This window comes from Pseudomonas sp. ICMP 561 (genome assembly GCF_002699985.1).
Lineage (GTDB): Bacteria > Pseudomonadota > Gammaproteobacteria > Pseudomonadales > Pseudomonadaceae > Aquipseudomonas > Aquipseudomonas quasicaspiana.
The window spans coordinates 93,447-113,788 of the sequence record NZ_LKBT01000006.1; the positions used below are offsets into that span (position 1 = coordinate 93,447).

General features: G+C 53.9%; 21 protein-coding genes and 1 pseudogene. 15 read left to right on the top strand and 7 right to left on the bottom strand.

The genetic code is table 11. The features are described from left to right. Positions 1-113 precede the first annotated feature (113 nt). Together AO242_RS06640 and AO242_RS06645 are read left to right on the top strand one after the other, a co-directional pair. Positions 114-1,853, top strand: a complete 1,740-nt coding sequence (locus AO242_RS06640) for a dsDNA nuclease domain-containing protein (RefSeq protein ID WP_176560581.1) — start codon at positions 114-116, stop codon at positions 1,851-1,853. Positions 1,854-2,958: 1,105 nt separating this feature from the next. Next, on the top strand, positions 2,959-3,285 hold the full coding sequence (locus AO242_RS06645) for a hypothetical protein (RefSeq protein WP_099268139.1): 327 nt from the start codon (positions 2,959-2,961) through the stop codon (positions 3,283-3,285). Between the two features lie 283 nt (positions 3,286-3,568). Here the strand turns inward: AO242_RS06645 and AO242_RS06650 are convergent, their stop codons facing one another. Beyond that, positions 3,569-4,645 carry an SEL1-like repeat protein gene (locus AO242_RS06650; protein ID WP_099268140.1) on the bottom strand — a complete coding sequence of 359 codons (1,077 nt, stop codon included), beginning with the start codon at positions 4,643-4,645 and terminating at the stop codon, positions 3,569-3,571. 52 nt (positions 4,646-4,697) lie between these two features. Continuing rightward, positions 4,698-5,678, bottom strand: a complete 981-nt coding sequence (locus AO242_RS06655; protein WP_099268141.1) for an AraC family transcriptional regulator — start codon at positions 5,676-5,678, stop codon at positions 4,698-4,700. A 188-nt stretch (positions 5,679-5,866) separates the two neighbouring features. Here AO242_RS06655 and AO242_RS06660 point away from each other — a divergent pair, with 188 nt between their 5' ends. After that, positions 5,867-7,051, top strand: a complete 1,185-nt coding sequence (locus AO242_RS06660) for an aldo/keto reductase (protein ID WP_099268142.1) — start codon at positions 5,867-5,869, stop codon at positions 7,049-7,051. Positions 7,052-7,245: 194 nt separating this feature from the next. Here the strand turns inward: AO242_RS06660 and AO242_RS06665 are convergent. Continuing rightward, positions 7,246-7,821, bottom strand: a pseudogene (locus AO242_RS06665) (helix-turn-helix domain-containing protein); the annotation flags it as partial. Between AO242_RS06665 and AO242_RS06670 the strand changes: the two are divergent. Next, positions 7,713-8,501 carry an SDR family NAD(P)-dependent oxidoreductase gene (locus tag AO242_RS06670; protein ID WP_373562198.1) on the top strand — a complete coding sequence of 263 codons (789 nt, stop codon included), beginning with the start codon at positions 7,713-7,715 and terminating at the stop codon, positions 8,499-8,501. The pseudogene AO242_RS06665 and the gene AO242_RS06670 overlap by 109 nt on opposite strands. 36 nt (positions 8,502-8,537) lie before the next feature. Here the strand turns inward: AO242_RS06670 and AO242_RS06675 are convergent, their stop codons facing one another. Beyond that, positions 8,538-9,098: a bleomycin resistance protein gene (locus tag AO242_RS06675; protein ID WP_218927827.1), complete on the bottom strand. Its 561-nt coding sequence runs from the start codon at positions 9,096-9,098 to the stop codon at positions 8,538-8,540. Positions 9,099-9,377: 279 nt separating this feature from the next. Here AO242_RS06675 and AO242_RS06680 point away from each other — a divergent pair, with 279 nt between their 5' ends. The 4 genes from AO242_RS06680 to AO242_RS06695 all read left to right on the top strand — a co-directional run bounded on the left by AO242_RS06680 (position 9,378) and on the right by AO242_RS06695 (position 11,332). After that, on the top strand, positions 9,378-9,674 hold the full coding sequence (locus AO242_RS06680) for a hypothetical protein (RefSeq protein WP_099268143.1): 297 nt from the start codon (positions 9,378-9,380) through the stop codon (positions 9,672-9,674). A gap of 116 nt (positions 9,675-9,790) precedes the next feature. Beyond that, a complete protein-coding gene (locus AO242_RS06685) occupies positions 9,791-10,291 on the top strand; it encodes a nuclear transport factor 2 family protein (protein WP_099268144.1) in 501 nt (166 codons plus the stop codon). Between the two features lie 268 nt (positions 10,292-10,559). Beyond that, the gene (locus AO242_RS06690; protein WP_027901419.1) at positions 10,560-10,931 is read left to right on the top strand and encodes a helix-turn-helix domain-containing protein; all 372 of its coding nucleotides are present in this window, start codon (positions 10,560-10,562) and stop codon (positions 10,929-10,931) included. Between the two features lie 152 nt (positions 10,932-11,083). Continuing rightward, a complete protein-coding gene (locus AO242_RS06695) occupies positions 11,084-11,332 on the top strand; it encodes a hypothetical protein (protein ID WP_027901418.1) in 249 nt (82 codons plus the stop codon). 342 nt (positions 11,333-11,674) lie between these two features. On the opposite strand, the gene AO242_RS06700 is transcribed toward AO242_RS06695, so the two are convergent. The 3 genes from AO242_RS06700 to AO242_RS06710 all read right to left on the bottom strand — a co-directional run bounded on the left by AO242_RS06700 (position 11,675) and on the right by AO242_RS06710 (position 12,851). Further along, a complete protein-coding gene (locus tag AO242_RS06700; RefSeq protein ID WP_099268145.1) occupies positions 11,675-12,223 on the bottom strand; it encodes a hypothetical protein in 549 nt (182 codons plus the stop codon). Positions 12,224-12,305: 82 nt separating this feature from the next. Beyond that, positions 12,306-12,488 (bottom strand): DUF1289 domain-containing protein, encoded by a 183-nt coding sequence (locus AO242_RS06705; RefSeq protein WP_099268146.1) that lies wholly within the window; start codon positions 12,486-12,488, stop codon positions 12,306-12,308. Positions 12,489-12,491: 3 nt separating this feature from the next. After that, on the bottom strand, positions 12,492-12,851 hold the full coding sequence (locus AO242_RS06710) for a hypothetical protein (protein WP_027901416.1): 360 nt from the start codon (positions 12,849-12,851) through the stop codon (positions 12,492-12,494). A gap of 373 nt (positions 12,852-13,224) precedes the next feature. On the opposite strand from AO242_RS06710, the gene AO242_RS06715 reads away from it, so the two are divergent. The 7 genes from AO242_RS06715 (at position 13,225) to AO242_RS06745 (ending at position 20,168) form a co-directional block, all read left to right on the top strand. Further along, positions 13,225-13,476, top strand: a complete 252-nt coding sequence (locus AO242_RS06715; RefSeq protein ID WP_099268147.1) for a DUF6124 family protein — start codon at positions 13,225-13,227, stop codon at positions 13,474-13,476. A 163-nt stretch (positions 13,477-13,639) separates the two neighbouring features. Then, the gene (locus AO242_RS06720; protein WP_027901415.1) at positions 13,640-14,392 is read left to right on the top strand and encodes an outer membrane beta-barrel protein; all 753 of its coding nucleotides are present in this window, start codon (positions 13,640-13,642) and stop codon (positions 14,390-14,392) included. Between the two features lie 256 nt (positions 14,393-14,648). Continuing rightward, the gene (locus AO242_RS06725) at positions 14,649-15,212 is read left to right on the top strand and encodes a hypothetical protein (RefSeq protein WP_141562191.1); all 564 of its coding nucleotides are present in this window, start codon (positions 14,649-14,651) and stop codon (positions 15,210-15,212) included. Between the two features lie 492 nt (positions 15,213-15,704). Then, complete coding sequence (locus AO242_RS06730; protein WP_099268149.1) at positions 15,705-17,327, top strand: methyl-accepting chemotaxis protein; 1,623 nt, start codon at positions 15,705-15,707, stop codon at positions 17,325-17,327. Between the two features lie 71 nt (positions 17,328-17,398). Then, positions 17,399-18,208, top strand: a complete 810-nt coding sequence (locus tag AO242_RS06735) for an AraC family transcriptional regulator (RefSeq protein WP_099268150.1) — start codon at positions 17,399-17,401, stop codon at positions 18,206-18,208. Positions 18,209-18,298: 90 nt separating this feature from the next. Continuing rightward, on the top strand, positions 18,299-18,685 hold the full coding sequence (locus AO242_RS06740; RefSeq protein ID WP_027901412.1) for a cupin domain-containing protein: 387 nt from the start codon (positions 18,299-18,301) through the stop codon (positions 18,683-18,685). A gap of 232 nt (positions 18,686-18,917) precedes the next feature. Then, the gene (locus tag AO242_RS06745) at positions 18,918-20,168 is read left to right on the top strand and encodes a 2-aminoadipate transaminase (protein WP_099268151.1); all 1,251 of its coding nucleotides are present in this window, start codon (positions 18,918-18,920) and stop codon (positions 20,166-20,168) included. Positions 20,169-20,342 lie beyond the last annotated feature (174 nt).

Below are 20,342 nucleotides of genomic sequence, written 5' to 3' on the forward strand. Positions count from 1 at the left end.
AAATCACCTTTAGAGGCCCAAAAACTGGGTCAGTTTTTTACAGCTCTGAGCAGAAGCTTCTTGAAATCAACTCGTAGCACCTTCAGACTTTGATCATTATGGGAGAGCACGCATTGAAGTCACATGATGATTTGGAAGAAAGTGTTGTAGCACTTGGTTTGGATCCAACGCTTTCGATGGATATCGCACCCGAAGTACGCAGAGCCTATGCATATCAAAGTGCGGCAGGAGTTACTCTAATTTGCGAAGCAATAAAAAGAAACACCTATAAAGAATTTTGGTTTGAGCACCATGACGACATACTTGGCGTAAAACACAACGGAAAGTTTGATGTCTTTCAAGTAAAAACTAGGGAATCTACTAAAAAATGGATATTGAGAGACAAGGAGATCATCAAAGCAATCACAAAATTTGGACGTCTTGAGGGCAGCCTGGGGCTCAAAATAGATAATTATTTCATATATTCAAATGCACTCCCCTACCTCCCTTCCGAGTCAACTCCAAATAGCCCCAGGCAGAAAACTAGCTTGTTGTCATTGAAAGAAGCCATTGCAAACTCTGCCGATACCCCTTTAGAGCCTGCATACCTTGAAGAGCTGGACAAACTATCAGCATCCATAGGTCAATCAACAAAAACCACAATTAGCATAATCTGTAAATTGGAATTCATCAAAGGTAGAAGCTTAGAAGACTTTCGCGAAGGGTTAGCATCAGATTTATTTTCGCTTCCTCACCTACAGAAGCTCTCATTATCCAAACTGCACAATTTAAGCAGGTTGATTTTTCAAAGGGTGGAAAAGGCCAGCACTCTAGATTTACCTGGTCTAGATGTTCTTACATCCGTTATTTCGAAAGCCGGCGTACCTACCCGGATGATTGAAAACAAGTGCGTGACTGTTTCAACTGCTAAAGCAATGCTTGATACAGAGCTAGGGTTGGACCGAAAAAAATATCGTCTTAAATTTTTTGGAATTGTAGCAGCAATAATAGGATGCACCGCTCTGAGCGGTTTGTATTTTTACAAGCCAGAAGCAGAGGCATTGCTGGAAAAGTCTGTTAGGGTAGTTTACTCCGCAAGAAATGCACCGCTCCCTCCAACTTTTCCCGAGTCTATCTCTGCGATCCGCGCGGCAAAACTGCCTCTCGACAGCTTGGATCTAGAAGGTGCAACCGTGCGATGCCAAGATTTATCAAAGTTGAACCTAAGCCGAATGAACGGCCAGTGGATCAGAGGCACTGGCGCTAAATTCATTGAATCACAGTTATATATGGCCAACTTCACGCAAAGCGAACTCAATGCTTCCTCATACGCGAGAGCCACAGCCGATAGTTCAATATTTGATCGATCCAATATGCTGTATACGGATTTCTCCGACTCAATTGTTAGATGGTCAAGCTTTAAGAGTGCCACACTCAATGGATCTGACTTCTCTAGATCAGACTTTTCACAGTCCGACCTTTCAGATGCAGACCTAACGTTTGCAGAGCTTAAAAATGCTAATTTCTCCGATTCAAAACTTTACAACACTAAACTGGAAAAAGCCAACATCTCTGGTACAAATTTCAAAGGTGCGCAGGGACTAACTCAAAACATGATCAACTCGACATGTAGCAACCCGCACACCCCACCATCTTTAGATATAGGTCTAAAGCCTCCGACCGCTGATTGCTTCACTGACGAAATATCGAAAGAGGAGCGCTTAGTTACACAGCAAGTTTATGCACTCATAGGGCAGATGGCGGCACTTGGCGGCTATTGCAATGACGGAGAATTTATACCTCGCGCTCCTGATGGACATGGCCATGCCGAAAAAGAAATGCCTTTCTTTATACCACTAAAACCAAAGGAGTGACGCTGCGCAGTAGATAAGCCGAAACATTAAAAATGTTCGGCCTTACCTAGATCCTGTACGAAAAATAGTGCCGCAAACAACGCATGACACAAACTAGTGTGCGACCTCCGAAATAAACTCTCCTCGAAACTGGCTATACTTTCCCTGTTAAGAGCATTTTGGAGGCAAGCAGATGAACTCGCAGAATATTGCCCTCACGCCAGGAGAGCACCGCGAACTCAGCTGCTGCACCAGTCCAGTCTGCCACTATCAGTCAGCGTTGTGGGCTTCGTTCTCGGGTGATTTTTCTGGTGGTTCAAGGATATGACATAGCTGATTGACTTTTCTCTGTGCTCAGTTACTCGTTGGTGCCAGTGTTTTCAAAAGTTCCGATTAGAGAGACTGATTGATAAGCCCGGGCGCGCGCGTTCTTCGTACCCTACGGTTCCGCCCGAGCTGGCCGCCTTGCTTACTAGCTAAATGCGCAACGGCTTATGGCAGATTGTTGCCTTTTGTTTGTTGCCCCGGCAGCTCATCATGAAAGCGAAGTACTTTAGCTAGCGCGGATATTGACGGCTGTCGGATCAAATATAAGTGGGCGGCCAGGTCGAATACAAATTCTCAAGGTATTCCAGTTGGTATTCCAATCAAAAAATAAAAAAAATATTAACTTTATAAATCAATAAGATAAAAGTCAGATTCAGATTACCCCGGCACCAAAATCCCCATTACAAAAAAGCACCTCGCGGCCAACGATGATCCCCACAACCGCAACTGGTGCTTCTAAAGGTCGACGGTCAGGCGCTCATGCCCAGTAATACATCCAGACTTCAACCTCAAGACGAAATATATATAAATACCCCCTTCGCCTCCTGCTGGAACCCTAACCTGCGCGCCGTCGTTGCCAAATCAACGACCGGATTTGACGATCCGACTTCGATCTATGCGCAGTTGTGTACCTCCCGCAGGCTTGGTTTGCCTACGGGAGGGCCATGGTGGCTGTGCGTGGGAGACCTTCGGGTCTGCCGGCTGAGATCGACCGGTTCGTCAACCCGCGTACAGCTGCCACCCTTTCAATTTGAAGAAAATGTTGTGGCGGCTCCATTTCGAACAGGATTTCCTGCATATGAGCCACAGCCCACCACTCCCCCGCTACATCCCTCTCACCCAACCAAGCCTGGATAACCCCGTTTTTCTGCTGGACTCCGAAGCGCCATTGAAAGACCTGCAAGCCTGCGCGGAGCTGCGGGTGAGTCTTGTCACGCGCTTCCTCGATACGCTGGTCAACATGAAGCCCACCAACGCGGATGAAACCGATCTGGTGACCATCGCCAGTACCGCACATCTGCTGATGCTGGAAGCATGCGATGTGCACCGGGTGATCGAGAAGCGTCTTTGGAGCTCTGGCGAGACGGTGTTCAACGGTTGTGAGCCTGAACGGCAGTCAGCATGACGATGCATTTTCAGTGGTGCATTTGATTGAGATGGCGCGATGCAAGATGGAGGACCCAGTGAAGTTCAGCCACAGTGCCCCCCTAAAAACAAAATCGAAGTTAACGAAGTAAATCAATAAGTTACCGAGCCAATTCAACTTACCCGGGCCACCCAATTAGCTCTATAAACAAGGCACTTAGCGGATATCGCAAGTGCCTTATTCGTGCCTGAGTGGGTAGTTGCTCGGGGCTTTGAGGAGCAATGGACCCAAGGCAATTTACCACCCACAACCTACGCCACTTTCACGGCGCTGCATCCTTCGGTAATCCCGTCTGCGGATCCAACCCCTTGGCTTGTGCCATCTTGCCCACTAACGTCTCCGACGGCGCCTCGTGCGGTGCGAGTTGCTCTTTCTTCCACTGAAAAGTCCCGTCCCATTCGGGCAAAGCTGCAGGAGGCAGCGGCACAATTTGATTCAGGTCGGGCACTCGCGGGTCGAAGTTTTGCTCATCGATCAAGAAAATACGGATCTTCTCGTATCGTTCATAACGCGCGGCGTCACTCTTCATTCCTAGTGTTTCAGGCCCGCTCGCTTTCTCGTTAAAAGCATCCACAAGTCTGGCTGCAGCAGCAGTTTCACCCATCATTATTGCTTGCTGGAATCCCGCCATCGCTTCGGCGTAGTGCCGGTCTCTGGCTTGTTTGATGGCAAGCTCGTACATCGCACCACCGTGTCCTTGCTGGGCGGCACAGCGGTAGAGCGGCAACGCGAATGCGATGTCCTTGGCCTTCGCACCGAATGCCTTGGACATTGCGATCGAGTTGACGTCGAGATACTCGGCCAGTCGGTGCTGCGCCTGGGCATTACCCAGGTCCGCTGCCTTGCGATACAGGGTTAATGCCTCGGTAAGATTCCATGCCTGGGCATACATAGCGGCCTCGAGCAGGTAGCCTCGCGACGGATACTGCTGTGTGAGCAACGTCGCCAGGCGCTCGGTCTCTTTCTGGCGATTGCGGCGAAGCTCAGTGACAACACCATCGTAGCTGTCATCGATCAACTTCCACTGTAGGGACCTCAATGCCTCGGTCGCATCGGCGTTTCCATACGCGGACGCGATACGGTAATAGCGACTGATGCGATTGAATTCATCGAGACTCCCACTGTTGTAATCCCCCTCTCGCATGTATTCAAGATGGCGTGCATAGAGGAATAATCGTTGTGCATCTGAATCCTGAGGCACGACCGAGGGGCCCGTATCCTGCGTGCACACGAAGTCTCTGCGTATACCGCTGGCCTCGATCGGCGATTCCTTTCCAACGGTCACGTTAGACCAAATCGCTAGCAACGATGCAAACAGCCCAGCTTGTATCACCTTCATAGGAGCATTCCTTTCCATCCTTTGGTTTTTTTGGTCGATCTGAATGGGGCCGCTATTCCAGCCTCCCACCGTGCGCCCTTGCATGCTTGATGTCTCTCGACGGCGGGGCTCCGAAACGTCGGGTGTATTCGCGGCTGAATTGGGCGACGCTTTCATATCCGACCCGCAACGCGGCGGTGTTCACGTCTACCCTGTCGGTCAACATCAGGCTGCGCGCGGCTTGCAGCCGTAACGACTTTTGATATTGAACAGGGCTGGTGCCGGTCAGTTTGCGAAAGTTGTGATGCAGAGTGGAACTGGCCATGCCTGATCGTTCGGCGAGCTCGGCCACGTGAAGCGGCTTTTCGTAGTGGAGTTTCAACCACTCAATGGCTCTGACGATGCCTTTGTCTCGATGACCGTCGCGGGTGACACTGCGCAACCACTGGCCCGCACTGCTCAGCAGCAGTCGGACGCATATCTCCCGCTTGATCAGGTCCGACATCAGGCCAGCCTCAAGTGGCTGCTCGATCAGTGTGGCGAGCCGGGTGAATGCGTCGAGCATCTCGCTTGATGCCATTCCAGATGCGAAGCCCCGCGCTTGAGAAGGCACGTCCTGTTTGGAAGGTGTCTGCATCTGGATGACTTCGTTAAGCAAGGCCAGGTCGAGCTTCAGCACGATGGATAAATAAGGCGTCTGCTCGCTTGCCGCTGTCACGCGAGCCAGTGTCGGAATGTCGACCGATGTGACAAAGAACATTCCCTGCCCAAAATCACAGGCCTCTTCACCGAACGTGATTTCCTTCGACCCCTGCAGAATGATTGCCACGCAGGGCTCATAAATGCAGTAAGTGGGCGTGCCCAATTCAGCCATTCGGTAGAAGGTCAGGTCTGGAATCGACGTCTTGCAGATCTCGTTCAGACCGATCTGCCGGGAGACTTTTTCGATAAGCCGGCCGAGTGCCTGGAGACGCTCGTTGGGCTCAACAGATTCGCGCGGGCTAAGGGAATGCGCATGCTCGAAACCGAATTGCGAGATAGAACCGCTCGTCATCACAGGCGCCCCAGTTAACGGAAGGTTCGAGTCTGCTGAGAGTGCGTGCTCAGCACAAGCGTATCGGCAGGATTATGCATAAACCACGGCGATTTAGGGTCACTCGCCTATCCCTGGTTGTTCTAATTTCTATCGCGAATATCGGCTTCAATGAGCCCGTAGAACTTCAGCCGCGAACGGAGAGCTTTATGGACAGACGAGATTTTCTTACCTTTTCGGCAGCGGGCGCAGTAGCAGCCGCTTTGTTACCGGCATCGAGTATCGCCAGTTCGCGGGCAGCAGCGCCCGCGCCCTCCCCGTTGACGGAGCGCGGAAGCGTAATGCGCACAGAAGGGCGGATTGTGCGCGCAGACCTGCCCCTCAATTCGCCCTCGCACAAAATGCGTTACATGACCCCGCAACGCTTCGGTATGGGCGGGACGCAGATCGGCAATATCTTTGCGCCCATCAGTGACGAGCAGGCGGATTCGGTTTTGCAGGCGGCCTGGAATGCCGGCGTAAGGCTGTATGACACCTCGCCGTTCTACGGGTTTGGCCTGAGTGAATATCGTCTGGGCCGTTTTCTGCGCGGCAAAAATCCAGCCGATTATGTGATCTCCACCAAAGTCGGCCGAGTGTTGACGGCGGCGGGTGGCGTGCGCGCGGATCATGCCATCTGGAAGTCACCCGCGCCCTTCAACTATCGGTATGACTACACCGCAGCGGGTACGCGTCGCTCTGTGGAAGACAGCCTGCAGCGATTGGGTCTGCCGCGTATCGATATCGTCTTTATCCATGACCTCTCGCCAGACAACACTGAACTGGAAGGCGGATGGGAGGCGGCGTATCAAGTGGCGCGCACAGGGGCAATGGTTGAGCTTGAAAAGATGCGGGCCGAGGGCTTAATCAAGGCATGGGGCTTTGGTGTCAATACGCCGAATGCTGTGGTTCAGGCGATGACCCGCGATGATCCGACGCCGGATATCGTGCTGCTCGCCTGCCAGTACTCTCTTCTCGACCATCGCGATGCGTTGAGTAACACCTTTCCGGCCTTGAAGAGGAAAGGCACCAGTGTCGTGGTTGGAACGCCCCTGAATGATGGGTTCCTGGGAGGGCGCAGCCGATACAACTTCAGCCCGGATATACCCGCTGGTGCGATCGAAAAGCGTGCGCGAATAATGGCGGTTGCCAGTCAACATGGTATCGACATTCACACGGCCGCCTTGCAGTTCGCCGCAGCGCATCCGCAAGTGTCCGCAATCATTCCAGGGGCGCGCTCGCCGGGGCAGATCATTGCCAATGTGCAAGCGATGAAGGTGGGCATTCCCGCAGCCTTCTGGGAAGACCTGAAGAGCCAAAGCCTGATTGATGCTCAAGCGCCGGTTCCGTCCTGAGGCAGGTAACCGCACTCTCCACTTAAGATTCGCTCCAGCATCGCGCCATACCGCCCCCGAACGCTCACCCAGCACGTTGACGGCTGTCGAAATAACCAGCGGCACTGCGTCGCCATCAGAGACTCGGGGTGGATGGCGGCTTTGTCCTCTTCAACTCAGGGTGTTTCTGCGCTCAGCGCAGGGAGTGCTTCACGTCAGGACCTTATCGCAGTTCCAATCGCCTGCCGTATCTCCCGCACATTGCGCGCAGGCGACGCACCGAACTGCCGTGAATACTCCCGACTAAACTGCGATGCGCTTTCATAACCAACCGCAAATGCCACGTCAGATGCGCGATGCTCACCCGCCAGCAGAAGCTGGCGGGCTTCCTGCAATCTGAGTTGTTTCTGATATCGCAGGGGGCTGAGGCCTGTCATCGACAGGAAGTGGCGATGCAGGCTTGCGCGGCTCATGCCGCTGGCATTGCACAATGCGTCGATGCGAAGCTGGACGTTGTAGTTATCGCGTATCCAGGCAACGGCTCGGCGAATACCGCCCAGTGCGCCATCGGGTTGGGCGATCTGGCGTAGCAGTCGTCCTTGAGGTCCCAGCAGGAGACGATAGAGCAATTCCCGTTCGACCATGGGGCCGAGCACCGGGATATCGGCGGGCGTGTCGAGCAATGACAATAAGCGCAGCAACGTGTCTCGCAGTGGGGCGCTCATCGGGTTTATGGCGATGCCAATGCCTTTTTGTTCAGTCTCGCGAACCGCAGGCATGGTCGCTGCCAGGCGTTCACATCATCGGCACCTATCGCAGCGGCGTCGCAGAAGCCGAATCGCTGAAGCAGGAAATCCAGGCAATAGGCGGCAAAGTAGCGATGCTGCCGCTCGACATCACCAACACCGCCAGCTACCCGGCTTTTGCAAGCGCTGTAACGGAGACGTTAAAGACCGGGTTCGGCCGCGAGCGCTTCGACTTCCTGGTCAACAATGCGGGCAATGGTCTCTTCGCGAACTTCACTGACGCAACCGAAGACCAGTTTGCCTCACTGGTCGCTACCCACCTTCGCGGTCCTGTTTTTCTGACGCAGAAGCTGCTGCCACTGGTGGAAGATGCTGGTCGCATCCTGAACGTTTCGTCCGGCTTCGTGCTCTTTACGTTGCCGGGTTACAGCCTCTATGCGGCGGTAAAGGCCGCTGTCGAGGCGCTGACCCGTTACATGGCAGTAGAACTGGGTTCGCGCCAGATTCGGGTGAATGCGATTGCTCCGGGCGCCATTGCCACTGATTTTGGCGGCGGTGTAGTGCGCGACAATAAAGACGTGAACGCCTATGTAGCACAGGGCATCGCGCTGGGCCGTGTCGGTCTGCCGGATGATATCGGCGGTGCAGTCGCAGCGATCCTGTCTGACGACATGGCGTGGGCTAACGGGACGACGTTTGATATTTCGGGTGGGCAGTTGCTTTAGTCGCAGCGGCATTACCCCCTGCCCTCTCGCCGCCTTTTACTTGAAGCGAGCCTCCATCTCCTCGAGGCTCAGGGCATTCTGCTCGTCAAAGGCGGCCCGGCGCTCAATGGCTACACGCTCGATGCGATGGTCTTCAAGTTCGTCGCTGGGAAATGCTGAAACCGCCATAGCCTCATCCTGAACACTCCGACTCCCCAACCGCTCATAAAACCGCAACAAATACCCATCCGGATCAGCTACCACGAACTGCCGATTCCCGTTCTCCTCTGCGCCCACCCGATACCAGCGATCCTCCACCGGCAGGAACAATTTGATGTGGTGTTCGGCGAGCGAGCGAAGCAATGGCTCAACAGATGGCACTCGAATCTGGACATTAAGGCCCCTGCCGAATGGATAATGATCCGGCTGATAGCCTTGCTCGAATGTTCTGCCTTCGCCAATCTGGTCGATCATCAATTCTGCGTCGCCTAATGCCAGGTAGCAGAAGCCCTCCTCGGGGCGCTCGTATTGGCAGGTGAAGCCGAGGATTTCGCAGTAGAAGCGCTTTGAAGCGCGCCAGTCAGAAACTGAAAACTCCGGAACGAGGGCATTGCCCATGGTGAACCTCTCTCACTAATCGCTTCAATCAAGCATCTTAGAGGCCCCCCTAAAAAAAATAAAACAATATGACTTTAATAGACCAACAAAATAACAATATTTAATAATAAACCATACCAACAAACCCGCTCACTCTCCTTTTTCGACCGACAAACCGTGCCAGGCAGGGCGTGGCAGTGGGGCTATCGTAATCGGCGGTCGGTAATTCTTAACCCCGCCCCGTCATCCATGCTTTAAGAACCTCTGTTAGGCTTTGCCCTACCTTTCAAGGAATCGCCAATGAAATCCAGCTTTAAAACTTTGGCTATTTTGCTGTCACTCGTGCTCTCAGGATGCGATGAGTCAACCGAGATGTCTTGCCCCGATAACGGTGAGCAGTTCTGGCTGCAATCACTGGATGCTTATTTTTTACGGCACCCTGAGCACGTGAAAACAACACCCTACGAACTAAAGCCGGGGGCATCGTATGACTCCAGAACGAACTGGTGGACAGTGCCGTTCGACATCGGGCAGAAAAGGCTTAAGGCGTTGATGAACTGTGATGGCCACATTGAGATCAGCGGGCGCAAATCCTGAAGGCAAAAAACGCAGCATCAGGCAAAGCCCTCGCAGTATCGAGCTACGCCGTCAGCTCAGATGCGGGTTAGGTTCTTCCCCACAAGAATCCTGATAACCGCAACGGAGTGAACGACATGCGCACATGGCTAAAAACGTTTTTTCGACTTCAAGCTGCTGCCCTGCTATCGGTCTTTTTAACAGGCACGGTATGGGCGACTGACAATGCAGCGCAGCCTTCAAATGCAGAGTTGGTCCGCCAATCGTTTGTGAATTGGCAGCAAGGCAAAGGCACCACCTTCGACCTGTTGGCGCCTGACGCTGAGTGGACCGTCGCGGGGTCCAGCCCTGTTTCTGGCCTTTACAAAGGCAAACAGGACTTCCTGGAGCGAGCTGTAAAACCGATCAGCGCGCGGCTGGCCAGCCCGGTCAAACCTGTTGTCCTGAGCATTGTTGCTGAAGGCGATGTAGTGGTTGTGCTGTGGAACGGTGAAGCGACGGCACTGGATCAGCAGCCGTACAGAAACAGTTACCTGTGGCACCTGACGTTCAAGGATGGGCAGATCACGCAGGCGAAGGCATTTCTGGATACGTATGTGTTGAATGATTTGATAGAGCGGGTGAAGCCGGAGGCGTGAAAGCTTCAGCATTTGCCAGACAGGCTCCCGACCAGAAGGCATATAGGCAACTCTAGATACATCTTTTTCTTTGCTGGGAAAAAGACTCCAGAGCGATCATCCCCTGAAGAGCCAGTGGGAGACGAAAATGCAGTATCCAATATGGATGAAATGGGGCGAGAGCTCCTGGTCAACGAGACCGGCTAAACCATTTAGAACAAACGATTCCGCGGATACGGTGTGGAGCATTCTGGTGATCGGGATGGTATGGGCAAAAGATGGAGTGATCATGAATATCCGTCCGATTCGAACAGATGAAGAATACCGGGAAGCTCTCAAAGAAATCTCCCCTCTGTTCGAGCGCGAGCCTGAGCCTGGAACCGCCGAAGGTGATGCATTCGAGGTCATGATTACCTTGATCGAAGCCTATGAATCGAAGACGTTCCCGATTGATTTACCGGACGCAATTGAGGCGATCAAATTTCGTATGGAACAATCCGGGCTTACAGCAGCAGATCTGGTGCCTGCCATCGGCAGAACCAATCGTGTTTATGAAGTGCTGAACCGGAAGCGATCACTGACTCTGCCAATGATCTGGAAGCTCCACGACATGTTTGGCATTCCGGCAGAGAGCCTGATACGCCCTACAAGCGCAGCTTGACCGTCGCTGTCGTTTAGCTGCTGGAATGGAATGCCGGACTGCTGGCACTCCAAACATTACGTCGCTTTTTCTATCCCCTTCCCGCCCGTTTTGGCCCACTATGGTCGGCTTACTAACCGCCCTCGACCCGGTCGATGGTTTTGGAGCGCGTAATGACACAAGAAAGGCTGGACCTGTTACGGCTGCCAAAGCCTATTCGTGGGCCTATTGATAAGCTGCTTCGCTCTCTGGATGCCGCCAGCACTCGCGAAGATGTCGAGAGCGAGGGTGAGTTGCAGATTGCTTTTATCCTTGGGCTGGAAACCGCCAAGCGTTTGCGGCCGAGTGATGTTGAAGCGCTGTATATGATTTTTGATGATGCGGTGCAGGCAAGACTGGAAGCGTTTGGGCCGCAGAAGTAGGCGATTGCCGCAACACGGTCGCCAACACCACCTATCTCTGAATTGAAATGCTTTTTCCCCCTGTAGGAGCGCGCTCCGTGCCCCGACACAGGGCTGTCGCGAAGCAAACATTGGACCTGTAGGAGCTGCCGAAGGCTGCGATTGCGGTGTGTCAGAACAAATGTCTCGCAGCCTTCGGCAGCTCCTACAGAAAATGCATTTCAAGCCATTAGTTTGCATTTTGTCTGACGAGCGCGCTTGCCCGCGATTCGGTATGTCAGTCGATAAACATATCGCCTGTGCCGTCGCAATCGCGGGCAAGCGCGCTCCTACAGGTCCCCCCGCTGCGCGAAAGCTGGGCTGTTACTTAACCAACTCAATCTTCTTCACAAACACCAACATCTCGTCCTCTGCGGGCCCGGCGATGCGGTCTTTGTTGGGCTCACTCGCCACGGTGACTTTGACGTTCCTGCCTGCTATGTTGGGCAGCAAGGTAGCCTCCCCTTCGTCTTCAGCGATAAACCAAGAGCCGCATTTGCCATCGCAATAAGCCGTGAAGCGACGGCCGTCGTTGAGCAGTACGGTGACGGTGTGATCATCGATACCGCTGCCGGAAATCAGCGCACCCTGAAAGGTTTCAGGTTTTGTGAGGGCGAACGTGCAGAAGTCAGGCGCGGTCCCGTCATCGGCCAACATCCCGCAGCCGCGCTCGACTTCGCTGTTGATCATTTCGCAGCTATTGGCCGCGTTGCACGGTGGTCGGGTTGCGGGCGATACGCTGATGCATTGCTTCACGAGTAACGCCGAGCGCTTATCACCGATGGCTTCAGCGCAGGATTTGTCTGCTGCATTTGCCTGGAAGACGCCGAGCACGCTGAACAGAAACAAGAACATCAGGCTTTTTGTTTTCATGGTTTTTCCTGGCGACAGGTCGGGTATCGATGCTCGGAGTATTGCAGAGGGCGGCCGCTTTCACACAGCTGACTAAGAGCCCTCAGCCTTTCTTCTTGTTCAGGCTTTTCAAACGCTGACTGGCGCGCTGCACGGTGGCCATTTTCTCGGGGCGATTCATGCGACGCCATTTGCGGATATCTTCCTTGTTTCGGCCGCAACTCACGCAAAGATCACCGCTGAGCTGGCAAACCGAGGTGCAGGGATTTTCAATGTCCTTTGCCACGCTTCAACCCCGCGCCAGACGTTGCTGCCAGTTGCCGCCATTGGCACGCTGACATTGTTCTTCGCTGTCGAACTGCACCCGCTTGCTGACATCGGCAATGACGATATCGGCGTCTTCGAGCGCCTGGGCAGTCAGCTCAACCATGCGTTCACGTTGGCCACTGGCGAGGGCCTGGTCTTTCTGGATGTCTGTATCGAAGATCCACACCACGCGCAGGCTGGCAGGAAAAGCTGCGTAATCCACCTCGTGGGTCAGCCACGAAAAGCCGACGATCTCTGCTTTTGCGGTTTCGCACGCCTCGGTCAGGGTAGACGCCAGGCGACGCTCGATACGTGCCTGATCGCGTTTGCTTAACGGCGGCATGGCGGGGTCCTTGGATGAATTCGATAAGACGGCAATCATACGTTACCTGGCAGCGTCATCCATAAGCACTGAGCGTTGTAGGATCGGTCTCGATTTCCGCCAACGCCGCCCGCTGGGTTGTTTACGGGAAATCGCTTCTCTAATCTCCCGCCCGTCGCTGCACATCAGCGACCGGGTTTAGTCGCCTGACTCACAGAAAATCTTAAACATCCCGCTATAGGCATCTACTAGCCTTTGTTATGGCGGCTGTATGCGGGGCACTTTCGAGTGCGCCGATTTTCTGTGATCGGTCGACTAACCCTCATACAGCTGCCACCCCTTCACGATTCCTGAAGGTTGCAGCTACCCGGTTACGCATAAGGAGATCAACACGGTGAAGAACAACCCAACCGAACTTTGCACCCTTAACCGCTTCTTTTCCGTACGCACGGACATCAGCCAGGAAGACGTCCTCTCACACACCGCCGACCTGCTGCGCTGCGCAACCAGCGCCGCTTACGAAGCCGCCGACAACCTGCACGGCGCGCAACGCGACCACGCCATGTCCGTGATGCATCTGGTGGAAATGGCTCAGGCCATGGTGGATGGGTTGCTGGATCGTAAGCAGGCTGAATGTGTGAGTTGAAGGTTCGTAAGGTGCGAACAGAATGACTGATACGTGGACTCGGTAGCCTACTGACCTCTCACATTTAACGGCTATTTTCCTACGCCAGCCCCCGAACTTTTCCCACTCGAAACCCTCGAACCTGACGCTTTGTTTTCACATTTTTTTCACAAGGAGTTGAAAAGTGTCTATTCGTTTTGCATCCCGCCTGTTGAAACTCTCCGCCCTCACCACTCTGCTGGCCGCGCCTTATGCGATGGCAGCGACGGCTACCGACCCGATCTTCACCGCTGGTTTGCTGGGCAGCTACGGTGATTTCAAGCTGGAAGGCGGCAGCGAGTCGGATAAAGAACACATGCCGCAGGGCGGTCTGTTTTTCAACTTCGGCAACAAGCTGACAGCCGAGTCGGGCTTTATTTATCAAGCAGGTGTTGAGGCCAGGTACGGAAAGAAGAGCGACAACAAGCTCAAGGAAGGCCAGGGTGATGTAGACCTGGGCTGGCGTGCGGCGCTGGATGCGCGCAATTTCGTTGATGTGATCGTCGGTGGTGGCTATGGCTGGACGCGTTACGAGCCGGACTCTGATGAGTTCGACATCGAAATGACCGCCCGCTCGCCGTTTGCCAAGGCCGCGCTGGGTTACAACCACAAGTTCGACCAAGGCACGATGCGTGTCGAGCTGGGCGCGCGTCGCACGATCAACTCCGACACCTACATCAAGGTCAATGATCTGGGCAGCGACACGGTCGACCTCAAGGACCGTACCAACCCTTATGCCGAAGTCAGCTTCCTGATGAACCAGAACGGTTCGCTGCCGCTGACGGCGGGTGTTTATTACACCCGCACCGAGTACAAGCTCGATCAGGACTCGGATGTGGCCGACAACACCAAACTCAAGCGCGATGAGTATGGCGTGAAGGTTGGTTTGGCGTTCTGATGTAAAGGCTTCATGCTTTCCTGCGGGTTCAACTGAACCCGCGCAGACTGTGTGAAAACGTAGCGAGCGACGGCAAGACAAGGCAAAAAAAGGCGAAAAAGCGGAGTCTAGGTGTTCTAAATGAGCATTTTTCGCCTGTTTTTAACGCAGTATTGCCGAGCGCAGTAGTTTTCACACAGTCTGCGCAGGACCGGGTTTAGCCGGTCCTACAACGCCGACAAATGCGCGGTGTCATCTCCACAAGGTCTGGCGATCAATGGAACCAAGACAAAAGAACTGCGAGCACTGTGGTGCTGTAAACCAGTGGGTAAATCCAGGCCTGTCGCGCGAGTGTGTGAGTTGTCATAAGGGCATGGACTGGACACTGGATATAACGTGTCGAAACTGCAGCAAGCACAACAAGGTGCGGCCCAACGGGGTAAAGGAAGCGAAGTGTTTGCGTTGCCACAAGCCGCTGATCTGGACGTTGCACCCCGAGCTATATACCAAGAAACGACTGCCATTGGCCGCGCGCGTGCTGCTGGGGGCGCTTTCCTTGTTTCTTATAACGATCGTGATAAAAGCGCTGATTTATCAGGAAATAGAGATCTTTTATCCGGGCAGGCACGGCAATTCCTCATGGTTTTACTTTGCAGGTCGGGACATGATCTGGCCGGTGGCTTCACTTCTCTCTTGGGCCGTTAGCGCGTTAGCCCCAATCGTCAATCATTACGACAAGAGGTTTAACGAGCGCAGCTATCGGAACCTGATCATCTTCAGCCTCGTCACAGGGTTTGTCCTGCATCTACTGTCTATCCCGTTCGGAATGAAGGTGGCGTAGAGTGCTTTTGGCCGAGGTGAAGCGCGGCCTTCCATGCCAACCAGGGGCTCACGGCTTGCTGAATCGGGGATTTCCAGCACGGCAGCCACCCTAGGTCGAAGAGTGCTCCCCTTCACAACTAACCTTCCTTGTGATTAAAATCGGCTTGCACTTCCTGAACCCAAGCTGAACAACCACTTCATTAATCACCTCGCAAAACAAGCGCCCTGCTTAATACTTTGGCAATAGCATCTTTATCAACAATAAACATTCGCATTACAGGTCGGCGAAAACACTAACAAAATCAACCGTGAAAAAAACTTAAAACTGACGTCAAAAAAATGTTTATTTTAAGTAAATACACTTAACTATCTTTGCGATTGAATTTTACAATCGCCGCTCCTCTGAAACTCCTTGCACACAGTGAAATTTTTTAACATCTTAGGCGCAAGAGTGATGGCACATGGACATTAAGTCATTCAGCCGTTTCTGAACTTACTTATAGGTGAACTCATGTTCATGAGAAATTTCAAACTAACGCCCAGGGCAATGCTCAGTTTTGGCGCTATTTGCTTGCTGATGCTGAGCCTGAGTACCCTCTCGCTCTACAAGATCAGCGAGGTTCACAAATCCACCGTAGAGCTGGAAACCGATTGGCTGCCCAGCATACGCCAAGCGGGGAAGATAGATTCCACGCTGCTGCGCCTGCGGCTTGAAGCGCTGCATTACACCGCTGATGGAGACGACAAAAAAGCTGCGTCGATCATCAAGATGGGGCAGTTGAAAAAAGAGCTGGACGAACAGGTTGGGGCTTACGCCGGGCTGGTGTCCGATCCAGAAGAACAGCGTCTTTACAACGATATAATGCAAGGCCTTAAACGTTATGAAGAAACACTGGATATATTAATCGCTCAAAGCGAAACCCGTTCAACACAAGAATCCACTGTCTATATCAACACTGTCACCGTGCCGCTGGCTAATGCCTTGCAAACCTCTATCGATAATCTGATCAGTGTGAATGATAGCGGCGCCACTCAATCAGGCCTTGCCGCGCAAACGCAATACGATCAGGGCTTTATGTTTACCATTGCGATCATGATTGGCACGATTATTCTGTCGATGTTTATTGCCTTTCTCTTTACCCGCAGCATCAGCGCACCGGTGAAAAAACTGGTGCAGTCCATCAAGCAGATATCAGAAGGTGACCTGAGATCTACCGTCGAAGTGTCTGGCAAAGATGAACTAACCGAGTTGCAACTCTCGACCGATGCCATGCTTCAGAGCCTGAAGAGCACGATTCAGCATATCTCGGACTCTTCCGGTCAGTTGGCAGCGGCGGCGGAAGAAATGAGCTCCATCACCGAAGAATCGCTGTCGGGTATTCAGAAACAGAACATGCAAACCGAACAGGCCGCGACGGCCGTGAACCAGATGACAGCGGCCGTTGAAGAAGTCGCACGTAACGCAGTGGCCGCTTCGCAATACACACAGGATTCGGAGAAATCCGCCGCAATCGGTAAAGATAAAGTCGCGGAAACCATCAAATCGATCAAACAACTCAGCCAGACCGTGCAGCAAACCACCGTTGAAATCGAAGGCCTGGCGACGCAAACCCAGGACATCGCCAAGGTGCTCGACGTTATTCGCTCGATTGCCGAACAGACCAACTTGTTGGCCTTGAACGCCGCCATTGAAGCCGCGCGCGCAGGTGAACAGGGCCGAGGCTTTGCCGTGGTCGCTGACGAAGTTCGTGCACTCGCACATCGCACCCAGACCTCGACCCTTGAGATCGAGCAAATGGTCAAAGGCATTCAGACAGGTTCAGGCAAAGCGGTGCAGGCCATGGTGCAGAGCAACAGTGAGGCCGTCTTGACGCTAACCATCGCGCAGGAAGCCAATATCGCCATCGGCGACATCGCGTCGGCAGTATCTGACATCAACGAACGCAACCTGCTGATTGCCACGGCATCCGAAGAACAAGCGCATGTGTCCCGGTCGGTGGATCAGAATCTGGTCAGTATTCGCGACCTGTCCATCCAGAGCTCGTCGGCCGCCAGCCAGACCTCCATTGCCAGCACCGAGCTGTCGAAGCTGGCCGTCGGTTTGAACAGGCTCGTCTCTCGATTTGCCCTGTGAGCTGAGCGCCCTGCCATTCGTTGCGATTGCCGTATATGGTAGGGCGACTCAGGGCGCAGGTTAAAATTTCCATGGCCACCGAAACCAAACGCGACTGGCTGGTGCGTGCGCCGCAGTCGCGCAAGATGGAACGAATCGAAGCTTACTTCAGCGGGCACGGCTACACACCGCATCGTCACGACACTTACGCTATCGGGCGCACCCTGGCCGGGGTGCAGAGTTTTCATTACCGCAACGATTACCGTCACAGCCTTGCAGGCGGCACCATGGTTTTGCACCCGGACGAAGTCCATGACGGGCAAGCAGGGACCGATGCGGGCTTTCATTACCGGATGTTCTACATCGAGCCTTCGCTGATTCAGCAGGTGCTGGGCGGTAAGTCGTTGCCTTTTGTGGCGGGTGGTCTCTCCAGTGATCCGCGCCTGTTTGCCGCGACCAGTGCGTTGCTGCAAAACATGGAAAATGCCCTCGACCCGCTTGAAGAAGAGGACGCCATTTACGATCTGGCCCAGGCGCTGGACGCTGCTGCCGGGAATAAACGCGGGCGGCGAGCGCTGGATTACACGGCAGCCGAACGGGCGCGAATGTACATTCATGACGCGCTGGATCAGGTGATCACTCTGGACGATCTTGTGGAGGCCAGCGGTCGTGACCGCTGGAGTTTGTCCCGGGATTTTCGCGCGCTGTATGGCACCAGTCCCTATCGCTACATCACTCAGCGTCGTCTGGCAGAAGTGCGTCGTTTGCTGCTCGCGGGCCAGCCGCTCAGCGAGGCCGCGCTGGCGTGTGGGTTCTTCGATCAAAGCCACATGACGCGCCAGTACAGTCAGGCATTTGGCATCTCCCCCGCACGCTGGCTGAAGATGCTCGGCCGACACTGACAAGGCCATCCAAAGCTGCACGATCATGCAATACGGTTTATTTGTAGCTCGCTAAGGTTGGTGCATCTGAATCAACCGAGAGCACTGACCATGACCAGCACCTGTTCTGCCCCGCCCTACTCCGCAGTTAACTTCGCCGCCAAATATGCGCTGTTCACTGAACAATGGACGCCGAAAGTTGTGGCGGAAATGAACGACTATCAGTTCAAAGTGGTGAAGATTCAGGGCGACTTCATCTGGCACTCTCACGCGGATACCGACGAGACTTTCATCATTCTGGAAGGCGAATTGCGCATTGATTTTCGCGATGGTTTTGTCACGGTTGCTGCCGGCGAAATGTATGTCGTCGGCAAGGGCATCGAGCATAAACCCTACGCCGAGCGGGAAGTGAAACTGCTGCTGATCGAGCCGCGCGGAGTGCTGAATACCGGACATGAGGAGAGCGGCCGGACGGCGGTTAATGATGTGTGGATTTGATTTAAGTCGCTGACGAAACGTCTTAACGCAGAAATGCAAAACCTGTAGGAGCGCGCTTGCATCACGACGGCGTGGTGTCAGGGACACCGGGGCAGCGCATACAAAAATGCGCTGCATGCCGGTGCTTTCAACGTCCCGAATTATTGGAATGACGCCGCGAGTTTATTTCGCTTGTGGGTGATTGGCCTTACTCGCTTATATAGGGGCAATCTCTCTCGGCAGAAAACTGGTCATGAGTCGCGAAAACATCAGCCAATCCATTTCTCATGTTCATCCGCTGACGCTGTCCCACGGCAGAAACGCCGAAGTGTGGGATACCGACAACAAGCGCTACATCGACTTTGTTGGCGGCATTGGCGTGCTTAATCTGGGGCATACCAATCCGCACGTTGTAGCGGCCATTCAGGATCAGGCCACGAAACTCACGCATTACTGCTTCAACGCGGTGCCTCACGAACCCTATGTCAGGTTCATGGACAAACTGGAGCAGTTCGTCCCGGTGTCTTATCCACTCAGCGGCATGCTCACCAATAGCGGCGCAGAAGCGGCAGAAAATGCGCTGAAAATCGTGCGCGGGGCCACGGGCAAAACCGCGGTCATTGCGTTTGACGGCGGTTTCCATGGCCGCACCCTGGCGACGTTGAACCTCAATGGCAAGGTCGCTCCGTACAAGCAAAAAGTCGGCGTGTTGCCGGGCCCGGTGTTTCACATTCCGTACCCGAGCAAAGACAACGGCGTGACCACCGAGCAAGCGCTAAAAGCCATGGACCGCTTGTTCAGCGTCGAGATCGATGTGAACGACGTCGCCTGTTTTATCTTTGAAGCGGTTCAGGGTGAAGGCGGTTTTCTGGCCATGGAGCCTGACTTCGCCCAGGCACTGCGCAGGTTCTGCGATGAAAAAGGCATTCTGCTGATTGCCGATGAAATCCAGTCAGGCTTCGGGCGTACCGGGCAGCGTTTTGCCTTCACCCGGCTTGACATCGAACCCGATCTGATTTTGCTGGGCAAGAGCATCGCAGGCGGCATCCCGATGGGCGCAGTGGTGGGTCGCAGAGCATTGATGGGCTCGCTGCCCAAAGGCGGCCTTGGCGGTACGTACTCCGGCAACCCGATTGCGTGTGCAGCGGGGATCGCCAGCCTCGAGCAGTTAAACGACGCGAATCTTTCGGCTTGGGGCGAGATGCAGGAAAGCATGATCGTCAGCCATTACGAATCCTGGCAGGCCAACAAACTGTCGCCTTATCTGGGACGTTTGACGGGCGTGGGGGCCATGCGCGGTATTGAGCTGATCACCGCCGATGGGGCACCCGGTACCCAGCAACTGGCGCAACTGCTGGAAACGGCTCGTAAAGAAGGTTTGTTGCTGATGCCGAGTGGCAAGTCGAGACACATCATCCGCTTGCTGGCGCCATTGACGATCGAGCCAGAGGTGTTGCGCGAGGGGCTGGATATTTTTGAGCGGTGTCTGGTTGGGTTGAAGTAACCATCAATTTCTACAGACTGCATGAGTACCTGTGGGAGCGAGGCTTGCCCGCGATTCAGGCAACCCGGTGCATCAGGTAAACCGAGGTGTCTGAATCGCGAGCAAGCTCAGCTCCCACATAGGATGACGTTGATAAACGCGAGCGACGCCCTAGTGCGAATAACAGGAGATTCC

Excerpts from the sequence above, each read along its gene's own strand:
- AO242_RS06645 (WP_099268139.1), top strand. The coding sequence starts at position 2,959 with ATGAGCCACAGCCCACCACTCCCCCGCTACATCCCTCTCACCCAACCA.
- AO242_RS06650 (WP_099268140.1), bottom strand. The coding sequence starts at position 4,645 with ATGAAGGTGATACAAGCTGGGCTGTTTGCATCGTTGCTAGCGATTTGG.
- AO242_RS06655 (WP_099268141.1), bottom strand. The coding sequence starts at position 5,678 with ATGACGAGCGGTTCTATCTCGCAATTCGGTTTCGAGCATGCGCATTCC.
- AO242_RS06660 (WP_099268142.1), top strand. The coding sequence starts at position 5,867 with ATGGACAGACGAGATTTTCTTACCTTTTCGGCAGCGGGCGCAGTAGCA.
- AO242_RS06670 (WP_373562198.1), top strand. The coding sequence starts at position 7,713 with ATGACAATAAGCGCAGCAACGTGTCTCGCAGTGGGGCGCTCATCGGGT.
- AO242_RS06675 (WP_218927827.1), bottom strand. The coding sequence starts at position 9,098 with ATGGGCAATGCCCTCGTTCCGGAGTTTTCAGTTTCTGACTGGCGCGCT.
- AO242_RS06680 (WP_099268143.1), top strand. The coding sequence starts at position 9,378 with ATGAAATCCAGCTTTAAAACTTTGGCTATTTTGCTGTCACTCGTGCTC.
- AO242_RS06685 (WP_099268144.1), top strand. The coding sequence starts at position 9,791 with ATGCGCACATGGCTAAAAACGTTTTTTCGACTTCAAGCTGCTGCCCTG.
- AO242_RS06690 (WP_027901419.1), top strand. The coding sequence starts at position 10,560 with ATGAATATCCGTCCGATTCGAACAGATGAAGAATACCGGGAAGCTCTC.
- AO242_RS06695 (WP_027901418.1), top strand. The coding sequence starts at position 11,084 with ATGACACAAGAAAGGCTGGACCTGTTACGGCTGCCAAAGCCTATTCGT.
- AO242_RS06700 (WP_099268145.1), bottom strand. The coding sequence starts at position 12,223 with ATGAAAACAAAAAGCCTGATGTTCTTGTTTCTGTTCAGCGTGCTCGGC.
- AO242_RS06710 (WP_027901416.1), bottom strand. The coding sequence starts at position 12,851 with ATGCCGCCGTTAAGCAAACGCGATCAGGCACGTATCGAGCGTCGCCTG.
- AO242_RS06725 (WP_141562191.1), top strand. The coding sequence starts at position 14,649 with ATGGAACCAAGACAAAAGAACTGCGAGCACTGTGGTGCTGTAAACCAG.
- AO242_RS06730 (WP_099268149.1), top strand. The coding sequence starts at position 15,705 with ATGTTCATGAGAAATTTCAAACTAACGCCCAGGGCAATGCTCAGTTTT.
- AO242_RS06735 (WP_099268150.1), top strand. The coding sequence starts at position 17,399 with ATGGCCACCGAAACCAAACGCGACTGGCTGGTGCGTGCGCCGCAGTCG.
- AO242_RS06740 (WP_027901412.1), top strand. The coding sequence starts at position 18,299 with ATGACCAGCACCTGTTCTGCCCCGCCCTACTCCGCAGTTAACTTCGCC.
- AO242_RS06745 (WP_099268151.1), top strand. The coding sequence starts at position 18,918 with ATGAGTCGCGAAAACATCAGCCAATCCATTTCTCATGTTCATCCGCTG.